We start from the raw sequence: 10,565 nt of genomic DNA, 5'->3' as shown, positions 1-10,565 counted from the left end.
AGTTACGGCGGCCATAGCGGAGGGGAAACGCCCGGTCCCATTCCGAACCCGGAAGCTAAGCCCTCCAGCGCCGATGGTACTGCACCCGACAGGGTGTGGGAGAGTAGGACACCGCCGAACACCCGTTACCGGAAGCCCCCCAACCTCGTTGGGGGGCTTCCGGCATTTTTCGTGTCTTTTCCGCGGCGCTGCCATTCCCTTCCGGAAGCCTGCATTCACGGCCGTGACCGGACCCCGTGAACCGATCCTTCTCGTGTGAGAGTCGGTCATTGGTGGGTGCAGGCGCGAGGTTGTGCCGCTGGTAGCCCACGGCCATTGTCTCCTCGAGTCCCGCTCGATGAGGGGACGCGCCACTGTGCGCGATGTGTTGGTGTTCGCCGGCTGGTTCGGGGTTGCCGAACGACGAGTTTCTCCTGCCCTGGAGGTCTATCTCAGCGGAACAGCCCGGCGGGCTGGAGGCGACAGGATTGGAGCGCGCCCATGGTCATAGTTGCAGGACACCTCACCGTCGAGCCGGGACGGCGCAAGTCCTACCTTGCGGGCTGTGTGTGCCTCGTCGAACAGGCTCGCCGGGCAGTGGGATGCCTCGACGTCGCGCTCGGCGCGGACCCGGTCGACCCCGGCCGTGTCGACATCGTCGAGCGCGGGGAGTTGCCGGCGGCGCTGGAGACCTTCCGCAGCACCGGACCTGACACGCGACAGCGCCCGGCGATGCTCACGGTGTCCGTTCAGGAGTACGACATCGCCGACGCGCGGCCCGTGTTCGGGTGGGGAATGAATCGGCCGGACAAACTGGGCTGCGACCGAGGAGATCGGCGCCGCGGTCCGGTCGAATCGAACGACGACACAACCCAGCGAGAAGGGACCTGCAACCATGAAACTGACGACCGTCACGATCGTCTCCGTGGACGGAGTGATGCAGGGACTCGGCGGGCCGGACGAGGACCGCAGCGGCGGATTCGAGCGCGGCGGATGGGCCACGCTGCTGTTCGACAACGAGGCCATGACGTTTCTCACCCAGGTCTACCAGCGCGCCGACGCGTTCCTGTTCGGCCGGCGGACCTACGAGATCTTCGCCGGCTACTGGGGCGCGATAAGGGATCCGGGCCTCAACCCCATCGCAGATGCCTTGAACACGAAGCCCAAGTACCTCGCATCGACCACACTCACCGAACCGCGCTGGGCGAACACGACGGTCCTCTCCGGTGACGTCGCAGCGGCCATCGGCGAGCTGAAAGCCACGCCGGCGGGTGAGCTGCAGGTGCACGGCAGCGGCAGCCTGTGCCGCTGGCTGTTCGACCACCGGCTTGTCGACGAGATCACCCTGCTCATCGTCCCGGTGGTCGTCGGCCAGGGCACGCGGCTGTTCCCCGACACCGGGCCGGACATGGCGCTCGACCTGGTCGACTCGCGAGCCACCCCGAAGGGCGTCACGATCCAGGTCTACCGGCCCACCGGGCGCCCGCAGTATGCCACCGCCACCGCCGACCTGAAGCCCAGGACATAGGTGCCGCGGTCGGTGAGAGTCGATCAGGGAGGGGTGCGGGTTGCAGCGCAGACCGCCGGCGCCTGCCTGCTCGGGTGCAGCGCGTCGACGACCTTCTCCAGACCGATCAGCCTGCCAGTGCCTCGCGCCGCTGCCACAGCCGGGCAACCGTCCATGGTCCGAACACGAGCGAGATGATGTTGATGCCGGTCTCGACCGCCATGTCCGCAGTCATGTGCCGGTAGCTGCCGTGCTCGAGGTTCCACAGCGTGTCCATCGCCCCGAGGAATGTCATCGCGCCGCCGGCCGCGATCCCCAGCGGGATGGCGACCGCCCGTCCTCTTGTCAGGTGCCAGGCACTCGTCGCGAAGCTCGCGGCCATCAGCCCGTCGGCGGCCGGAAAGGCGTTTTCGAACGCGATATAGGCGGCATCGTCGGACGACCTGACATGTCCGGCAGTGAAGTAGTCGAGCCAGTACACCGCGACGCCGCCGGCGACGCTGCCCATCGCAACCGCGTGCAGCCGGTCGCCCCACGTCGGCGGTGGTCTCATCACGCTCCCTTCATCGCCTCCGAGTATGGCGGCGGCTCTTCGCAGTTGAGGGTGCAGGGCTGGTCGGCGCGTCGGTGGCCGGGTAGGGCGACAGCCCGCATCCAGCCCGGTCGTATCGTACGAGCCGACATCCCTCGGCCAGGCGCTCGTAGAAGGCGCGCTCCTCCGACAGCTCCCAACTCAGCTCGAGATGGCTGAGTCAGCCGCTGACGTACAGCAGGGGCCGACCGGCTCCGATCGGCGAGTAGGCCAGCGAGGTGCCGTCGGCCGAGGTCACCCGCCCTATGCGCTGCTGCACGCCTTTCATTATGAGCGTGCGACGCACGACCGTCTCCGGCTGAGGTTGCCCTCGTCAGCTGGCCGGGTCGTACTGGAACTGCCGGACCTCTTGCGAGCAGCGGCAGGCGACGGCGATCTTCGCGGCCCACTCGAGTGCCGCCTCCCGCGAGGGCAGCTCGAGAACGGTGTAGCCGCCGTTGGGCACCTTGTGGCCTGGGTACGTGCCCTCCGTGACGGTGCCGTCACCGGCCACGAGCACCGGGTCTACGTCCTCATCGATCCCGCCGCCGAAGACGTACACGCCCGCCGCCTTGGCCTCGTCGATGACGGCATGCGAGGCTTCGACCACCGCCTCGAAGTCCTCCTCGGGGAACACCATGGCCTCACCGGGGAACGAGATCAGGTACTTCGTCATTCGAGGACTCCTCTGCTCCGGCGGCGTCATCCGCCGGTTCTTCTCTGCGGCACCGCTCGAGTGCCCAGCCCGATTGTGGCTCCGGCGCCCGACATGTGCTCGAGGCAGGGCGTCGCGACCGACCCGCAGAACCTGCTCGACGCTATCCCCACGACCGCTTTCGCCTGTCCTGATCTGACCACGTTCCGTCGGTTCGACGAGCTGGGTCTGGAGGTCGAGGGCCGCTCCAAGCAGGCGTTCACGACCTGGCTGGCCGAGCGACCCACGGCTTGGCGCGACGCCGTGGAGGTGGCCGCGATGGACGGGTCCACCGGATTCGAGGCCGCCGCCGCCGCCGAAGAGCTCCCCGAGGCGGTCGCGGTCATGGATCCCTTCCACGGCAGAGCCGCGTGGCGCCCCACCGTCGGCCTACGGTATAAATACATCTTGTGTCTATGTCGTATTCAGCCGCCGAGTCGGCCTACCGTGAGGTCAAGGAGCTGATTCTCTCGGGCGAGCTGCCCGGCGGGGATCTGATCAGCGAAGGGGAGATCGCCGCGCGGATGTCGTGCAGCCGTACCCCGGTGCGCGAGGCCTTCCTCCGGCTCGAGGCGGAGGGCTGGATGCGCCTGTACCCCAAGCGGGGCGCGCTCGTCGTCCCGGTGGCGGACGGGGAGGCCGAGCACGTCGTCGACGCGCGACGGCTGCTGGAAACGCACGCCGTGCGCGCCGTCGCGTCGGCTCCGCAGGCGCGGGAACAGCTCGAGCGCACGTTGCGCGAATGCCTGGACACCCAGCGGGAGCTGGCCGAGCGCGGGGATGTCGGCGCCTTCAGCGGTGCCGACGCGGACTTCCACCGCAGCATCGTCGCGGCGGGCGGCAATCCGCTCCTCGACAACTTCTACGCAAGCCTGCGTGAACGCCAGCGACGGATGACGGCGCGTTCGGTCGCTCGTGATCCGGCGCAGCTGCAGAAGATCATCGCCGACCACACGCACCTGGCGGATCTCGTCGCCGCCGGGGATGCCGACGCGTTCGACGAGGCGCTTCAGGTGCACATGCGTGAGGTGCACGGACTCGGAGGGGGACGACTGTGACCGTTACTACCACCGACCCCGGTCGGCTGCCGACGCTGACGGAAACGGTCCCGCGCGGGACGTGGCTGCTCGTGGCCGCCGCGATGTTCACCGTCGCCTGGGGCGGCAACGAGTTCACGCCGCTGCTCGTGATGTACCGGCTCGAACACGGTTTCGCGCCGGTCGTCGTGGACCTGTTCCTCTTCGCGTACGTCCTGGGCATCGTGCCGGCCCTGCTCGTCGGCGGCCCGCTCTCCGACCGGCTCGGGCGGCGACCGGTCATGGTGCCCGCGCCGTTCGTCGGCCTGGCCGGTTCCGCGGTGCTCGCCGTCGGGGCGGACTCCGCGCCGCTCCTCATCCTCGGTCGCATCCTCTGCGGGATCGCCCTCGGTCTCGGCATGGCCGTCGGCGGCAGCTGGCTGAAGGAACTGTCCGACCCGCGCTGGGATCCGCGCGCGACTCCCGGTGCCGGTGCGCGACGGGCCGCGATGAGCCTGACCGCCGGCTTCGGGGTCGGCGCCGGGGTCGCGGGGGCCCTCGCGCAGTGGGCGCCGATGCCGAGCGTCCTGACCTACCTCGTGCACATCGGGCTGAGCGTCGGCGCCGGTGCGGCGCTGCTCCGGACGCCGGAGACCCGGCCGGCGCAGCCGGACGCGGAACGGACCCCGCTGCGGGAGGATCTGAAGATCCCGGCGGCCGGGCACGCCCGCTTCCTGTTCGTGATCGCCCCCGTCGCCCCCTGGGTGTTCGGTGCCGCGAGTTCGGCCTACGCGATCATTCCGGCGCTGATGACCGGACACAGCGGCGACGCGCCGGTCGCGTTCTCGGCACTGCTGTGCGTCGTCGCCCTCAGTGCCGGTTTCGCGATCCAGTCGCTGGGCCGCCGGATCGACACCCCGCGCAATGCCCGGGCGGTGGTGGTGGCGCTGACGTTGCTCGTGGTGGGGATGGTCACGGCGGCGGTCGCGGCCGCGGCCTTGACCGTGCCGCTGGCGCTGCTGGCCGCGGTCGTCCTGGGCTGCGGCTACGGCATGGCGCTGGTGTCGGGCCTGCAGGAGGTGCAGCGCATCGCCGGCCCCGACGACCTCGCCGGGCTCACCGCAGTGTTCTACTCGCTGAGCTATCTCGGTTTCGCGGTGCCCGCCGCCATGGTGTACCTGTCGCAGACGTACCCGGTCCTGACCTACCCGGCGATGTTCGTCGTGGGCGCCGTCGCGGCGGCCGCGTGCCTGGTACTCGTCCTGGTCAAGTGGCGGGCACACCTGCCGGAACGAGCACAGGCCTGACGCCTCACGGCTCGGGCATCGGCGGCAGTGCCTTCTCGGCGAGCCACGCGTCCCACAGCGGACGCAGCGGTGCGTCCGCGAATCGCGCCGCCAGATCGGTGAACTGCTCGGTGGTGACGGTCCCGTGCCGGTGCTCGGCGGTCCACTGCCGCAGCAACGCGAAGAACTTCTCGTCGCCGAGGCGCAGGCGCAGCGCGTGCAGCGTCAGGGCGCCGCGCTTGTAGACGCGGTCGTCGAACATCAGGTCCGGGCCCGGGTCGCCGAGGAGGAGGTCCTGGGGTTTGCGGCCGAGACCACGGTGCGCCTCGGCGGCGATCGCTTGCGCCGACGGGCCGTCGGAGTTCTCCGACCACAGCCACTCCGCGTAGCAGGCGAAGCCCTCGTTCAGCCAGATGTCGCGCCACCGCGACAGGGTGAGGCTGTTGCCGAACCACTGGTGGGCGAGCTCGTGCGCGACGAGCCGCTCCTCGCTGCGGCTGCCGTCGCAGTGGTTCGCGCCGAAGATCGACAGGGTCTGCGCCTCGATCGGGATCTCGAGCTCGTCCGCGGTGACGACGACGCTGTAGTGCGTGAACGGGTACGGCCCGAAGAGCCGGGAGAAGACGTCCATCATCTGTGGTTGCCGGCCGAAGTCCCGGTCGAAGTTCGCCTTCAGGCGCGGGGGATGCACCGCGTAGAGGGGCACCGGCCCGTCGGACACCCTGCGGGTCTCGTAGTTCCCGATCTGCACGGTGGCCAGGTAGGTCGCCATCGGTTCCGGCTGTTCGTACTCCCAGGTGGTCTGGCTGGCCCTCGTCGTCCTGCGCACCAGCGCGCCGTTCGCGATCACCTGGAAGGGCGAGTCGGCGGTGACCGTGATCCGGTAGCTGGCTTTCGCGCCGGGATGGTCGTCGCAGGGGAACCACGACGCGGCGCCGTTGGGCTGACTCGCGACGAGCGACCCCTCCTCGAGTTCCTCCCAGCCGACCTCGCCCCAGGGGCTGCGGATCGGTTTCGGTGTTCCGTGATAGTGGACGACGATCGTCAGCACCCCGCCCACGGGAATCTTCCGGGCCGGAGTGACGACGAGCTTGCCGTCGCGCTGGGCGTACTTGGCGGGCCGGGATCCGTTGACCGACAGTTTCGTCACCCGCATCGTCGGCGCGAGGTCGAGCGCGAACTTGCCGCGTGCGTCGGTGGTCGTGGCGATGACGGTGGCCGTGCCGGTGAGCCGGTTGGCCACCACCCGGTAGGTCAGGTCGAGTTCGTACCGCGACACCCGGTACCCGCGGTTGCCGCTCCGCGGCAGGTACGGATCGATCGGGGCGTCCGGCTTCGCGGTCCTGCCGTTGTCGCGCGACTTCTTCGGCTCGTTCCCCGGCTTCACTGCGGGGACCAATCGCTCGGGTGTGACCACGGTGCGATCGGATTGCCTTGCCATCTGGTCGAATCCGGAACGACGTCGCCGCGCATCACCAGCGAGGCGGGACCGACGGTGGCACCGGCTCCGATTCCGGCCGCGGGCAGTGCGACGCACTGGGGGCCGAGGGTGGCGCCGGCGCCGAGCGTGACGGTGTCCATGGACATGATCCGATCATGGAACAGGTGCGTTTGCACAACACATCCGCGTTCCACCGTCGCGCCGTCGCCGAGGGTCACCAGGTCGGCCTCGGGCAGCCAGTAGCTCTCGCACCACACGCCGCGGCCGATCTTCGCGCCCAGGCCCCGAAGCCACAGGTTCATCACGGCCGTTCCGGTGGCGGGCCGGGCGAACCACGGTGCCGCGACGGTTTCGACGAAGGTGTCGGCCACCTCGTTGCGCCACACGAACCAGCTCCACAGCGGGTGTTCCTCGTGGCCGATGCGCCCGACGGCCACCCACTTGGCGGTCACGGACACGATGCCGGCCACGGCGCCGGCAAGGATGAGCACGAGGCCGCTCAGCGCCGCGGCCGGGCCGTATCCCGCCGCGGTCGCCAGCGCCTGCAGGGCGAACAGGACGCCGAGGCCGATGCCGAACGTGACGATCATGGGAAGCAGGCGGAAGGTCTCGACGAAGCCGCGTGCCACCCGGAGCCGCAGCGGGGGCGCGAACGTGCGGCTCGAGTCGCCGTCGTTCGCGGCGCGACGCAGCCGCACCGGTGGGCTGCCCAGCCACGAGGAACCCGACTTGGCCTTCGACGGGGCAGCGGAGAGCACGGCGACGAGCCCATACTTGGGCACCCGGCGCCCGGGGGCGGCCATGCCCGAGTTGCCGAGGAACGCGCGCTTGCCGACCTTGGCCCGGGAGATGTACAGCCAGCCGCCACCGAGTTCGTAGCTGGCGACCATGGTGTCGTCGGCGAGGAAGGCACCGTCGGCGACGCGGGTGAACTTGGGCACCATCAGCACGGTGGAGGCCTCGACGTCCTTGCCGATGTCGGCGCCGAGCAGCCGCAGCCAGCCGGGGGTGAGCATCGAGGCGTAGAGCGGGAACAGGAACGTGCGCGAGCTGTCCATCAGGCGCTCGGTCGCCCACACCTGCCAGCCGACGCGGCTGCGGACGGGGTGGTGGCCCTCGATCATGCCGAGGGACAGGGCGCGCACCGACAGCACCGTGAGCGCGGCGAACACGAACAGGGTCAACAGTGCGGCCACCGGCAGGATCGCTGCGCTGCGGATCAACGCGTCGGTCAGGTCGGCGGTGTCGCGGATCCACCATCCGACCAGCGTGAGGCCGGCGGCGATCGAGACGATCGGCAGCGAGGCCAGCGCCACCGACGTGAGGCCGAAGACCGGTACCCACCACGCGGCGCGGCGCGGCGGCTCGTCGGGCCACGGATGTACGGCCTTGCCGACCTTCCGCGCAGGGGAGCCGGCCCAGTGCTGGCCGGCCTTGACGCGGCCGAAGACGGCGGAGCCGGCCTCGACCTCGGCGTTCTTGCCGATCTTGGCGCCCGGGGCGAGCGTCGAGCGGGCACCGACGGTGGCGCCGGCGCCGATCCGGATGGTGCCGATGTGGACCTCGTCGCCGTCGACCCAGTGGCCGGACAGGTCGACCTCGGGTTCGACGGAACAGCCGTCGCCGAGTTCGAGCATGCCGGTCACCGGCGGCAGGCTGTGCAGGTCGACACCCTCACCGACCTTCGCGCCGAGGGCGCGGGCGTAGTACAGCATCCACGGCGCCCCGGACAGGTTCACCGCGCCGCTGGCCTCCGACAGCCGCAGCGCCGTCCACAGTCGCAGGTGTTCGCTGCCGCCCCTCGGATAGGTGCCGGGTTCCAGGTTGCGCAGCAGCAGCCGCGTCCCGGCGACGGCGACGGACATGCGGCCGAGCGGGGTCAGGAACAGCAGGATCCCGAGCGCCACCCACCACCACGACACCGGCGCGAGCCACGGCAGGTCGACGAACTGCGCGAAGACGTTGTTCGCCGTCGCCAGCCATGTCACCCATTGCAGTCCGGTCAGGGTGGTGAGCGGCACCGTGATGGCCAGCTGCAGCAGCTGCGCCCGGCGCGGGACGGGGGCCACCTGCCGCGGCGCGACCACCGCGGACGGCGCGAGGTCGTCGAGGTATCCGGCCAGCGAGCCGAGTCGCGGATGGTCGTACAGTTCGGCGACGGTCATCGCGGGGTAGCGCTCGCGCAGGGCGGTCACCAGCTGGGCCGCGGAGAGGGAGCCGCCGCCGAGTTCGAAGAAGTCGTCGTCGATGCTCTCGATCGGGGTGCCGAGGATCGACACCCACAGTCCGGCGACCCACTCGGCGGTCGGGTCGAGACCGAGGGCCTCGGCGGAGTCGGCCTCGGCGCCGGGCAGCGGCCACGGCAGCGCGTTGCGGTCCACCTTGCCGGAGGTGCGGGTGGGCAGCTCGTCCACCAGCGCCAGCCGCGGCACCAGGGCCGCGGGCAGCTGCTCGCCGAGCAGGTCGCGCGCGGAGGCGAGGTCGAACTCCGGGTCGGTGCTGGCGATGTACCCGACGAGGATCGAGTGCCCGGCCGCGGTCTTGCGCACGGCGGCCGCGCCGCCGGCGACGCCGGGCAGGTTCTGCAGAGCGTTGTCGACCTCGCCGAGCTCGATGCGCCGACCGCCGATCTTGACCTGATCGTCGGCGCGTCCCTGGAACAGCAGTCCCCTGCGGTCGAGGGTGACCAGGTCGCCGCTGCGGTACGCGCGGTCCCAGCCGAGGGTGGGCATGGGGGCGTACTTCTCGGCGTCCTTGGCCGGATCGAGGTAGCGGGCCAGTCCGACGCCGCCGATGACGAGTTCGCCGGTACCGCCCTCGGGGACGGGCCGGCCGTCGGCGTCCACCACGGCGAGGTCCCAGCCGTCGAGCGGCAGGCCGATGCGGATCGGGCCCTTGCCGTCCATGGTTGCCGCGCATGCGACGACGGTGGCCTCGGTCGGCCCGTAGGTGTTCCACACCTCGCGCCCGGGCACGGCCAGTCGCTCGGCGAGGTCCGGCGGGCAGGCCTCGCCACCGAAGATCAACAGCCGCACCGCTTCGAGCGCCTCGGCGGGCCACATCGCCGCGAGGGTGGGGACGGTGGAGACGACGCTGATGTCGCGGGAGACCAGCCACGGCCCGAGGTCCATCCCGGACCGCACGAGCGAGCGGGGCGCCGGCACGAGGCACGCGCCGTGCCGCCACGCCAGCCACATCTCCTCGCAGGAGGCGTCGAAGGCGACCGACAGTCCGGCCAGTACGCGGTCGCCGGGCCCGATCGGGTTCTCGCGCAGGAACAGCCGGGCCTCGGCGTCGACGAAGGCGGCGGCGCTGCGATGGCTGACCGCGACGCCCTTGGGGGTGCCGGTGGAGCCGGAGGTGAAGATGATCCAGGCGGCGTCGTCGAGGCGCGGGCCGCGCAGCTGTGGCGCGGGCGACGGCGGCGCGGTGCCCGGACCGATGCCGTCGGCGGTGACGACGGCGGTGACCATCGCCTCCCCGAACACGAGTTCGGCGCGTTCGTCGGGGTCGTCCGCGTCCACCGGCACGTAGGCCGCGCCGGCCGCGAGGATGCCCAGGATCGTCACGTACAGGTCCTTGGAGCCGGACGGCATGCGCACGCCGACGCGGTCACCGGCGCCGACTCCCGCGTCGGCGAGCCGGTACGAGCAGGCGATGACCTCCTCGACGAGTTCGGTGTAGCTGAGAGTGACGGTGCCGTCGTCGACGGCCGGGGCGTCCGGGTGGGTGTCGGCGGTGGCCCGCAGGATGTCGACGAGGGTGCGGGGGGCCGGGGCGTGGGAGGAGCGAAGGAACTCCTCGGGGATGCGATACGACCGATCCGGATCCGTCGTGGGCTGGGCAGGCAATCGCATGTCCTTCTCTCGGCCTGGTGGTGCGTTCGTCCGGTTATCTCACGGTCAGATGGACGGAGGGTGAACATTGGGTGTGTCGGTGCCCACTCCGACGGTGGAATCTCCCGCTCGACCCGGCGTCGCGCTCCGCGGCGCGGCGTCCGTCTCCGCACGAAACACCTTATCTCCCAGGAATTTTCGGTTGTGGGACGACGGCCGCTGCGAGTCCGGTTTG

At 70.6% G+C, this 10,565-nt stretch carries 8 protein-coding genes, 1 rRNA gene and 1 pseudogene; 5 read left to right on the top strand and 5 right to left on the bottom strand.

Translation table 11 applies throughout. The annotated features are described in order from the left end of the window. Window positions 1-3 precede the first annotated feature (3 nt). Window positions 4-120 (top strand): 5S ribosomal RNA (rrf, locus tag ACWPOB_RS10395). Between the two features lie 306 nt (window positions 121-426). Here the strand turns inward: rrf and ACWPOB_RS10390 are convergent. Further along, on the bottom strand, window positions 427-894 hold the full coding sequence (locus tag ACWPOB_RS10390) for a hypothetical protein (RefSeq protein WP_455400754.1): 468 nt from the start codon (window positions 892-894) through the stop codon (window positions 427-429). Here ACWPOB_RS10390 and ACWPOB_RS10385 point away from each other — a divergent pair. Then, the gene (locus tag ACWPOB_RS10385) at window positions 875-1,507 is read left to right on the top strand and encodes a dihydrofolate reductase family protein (protein ID WP_455400753.1); all 633 of its coding nucleotides are present in this window, start codon (window positions 875-877) and stop codon (window positions 1,505-1,507) included. The genes ACWPOB_RS10390 and ACWPOB_RS10385 overlap by 20 nt on opposite strands. 106 nt (window positions 1,508-1,613) lie before the next feature. On the opposite strand, the gene ACWPOB_RS10380 is transcribed toward ACWPOB_RS10385, so the two are convergent. Both ACWPOB_RS10380 and ACWPOB_RS10375 read right to left on the bottom strand, forming a co-directional pair. Then, a complete protein-coding gene (locus ACWPOB_RS10380) occupies window positions 1,614-2,039 on the bottom strand; it encodes a hypothetical protein (RefSeq protein WP_455400752.1) in 426 nt (141 codons plus the stop codon). A gap of 352 nt (window positions 2,040-2,391) precedes the next feature. Next, window positions 2,392-2,733 (bottom strand): YciI family protein, encoded by a 342-nt coding sequence (locus ACWPOB_RS10375; protein WP_056627301.1) that lies wholly within the window; start codon window positions 2,731-2,733, stop codon window positions 2,392-2,394. Window positions 2,734-2,946: 213 nt separating this feature from the next. On the opposite strand from ACWPOB_RS10375, the pseudogene ACWPOB_RS10370 reads away from it, so the two are divergent. The 3 genes and pseudogenes from ACWPOB_RS10370 to ACWPOB_RS10360 all read left to right on the top strand — a co-directional run. Continuing rightward, a pseudogene (locus tag ACWPOB_RS10370) lies at window positions 2,947-3,111 on the top strand (transposase); the annotation flags it as partial. Between the two features lie 56 nt (window positions 3,112-3,167). After that, a complete protein-coding gene (locus ACWPOB_RS10365; RefSeq protein ID WP_100058515.1) occupies window positions 3,168-3,809 on the top strand; it encodes a GntR family transcriptional regulator in 642 nt (213 codons plus the stop codon). A gap of 83 nt (window positions 3,810-3,892) precedes the next feature. Further along, window positions 3,893-5,074 carry an MFS transporter gene (locus ACWPOB_RS10360; protein WP_455400759.1) on the top strand — a complete coding sequence of 394 codons (1,182 nt, stop codon included), beginning with the start codon at window positions 3,893-3,895 and terminating at the stop codon, window positions 5,072-5,074. Between the two features lie 4 nt (window positions 5,075-5,078). Here ACWPOB_RS10360 and ACWPOB_RS10355 read toward each other — a convergent pair whose 3' ends face one another. Next, window positions 5,079-6,440: a M1 family metallopeptidase gene (locus tag ACWPOB_RS10355; protein ID WP_455400751.1), complete on the bottom strand. Its 1,362-nt coding sequence runs from the start codon at window positions 6,438-6,440 to the stop codon at window positions 5,079-5,081. Then, window positions 6,437-10,351: a Pls/PosA family non-ribosomal peptide synthetase gene (locus tag ACWPOB_RS10350; protein ID WP_455400750.1), complete on the bottom strand. Its 3,915-nt coding sequence runs from the start codon at window positions 10,349-10,351 to the stop codon at window positions 6,437-6,439. Before ACWPOB_RS10350 ends, ACWPOB_RS10355 begins: the two co-directional genes overlap by 4 nt. Between the last annotated feature and the right edge of the window lie 214 nt (window positions 10,352-10,565).

The sequence above is a fragment of the Rhodococcus sp. 2H158 genome (genome assembly GCF_053764755.1).
Note: the sequence above shows the minus strand (reverse complement) of the source record. Positions and strands in the feature narration are given on the sequence as shown.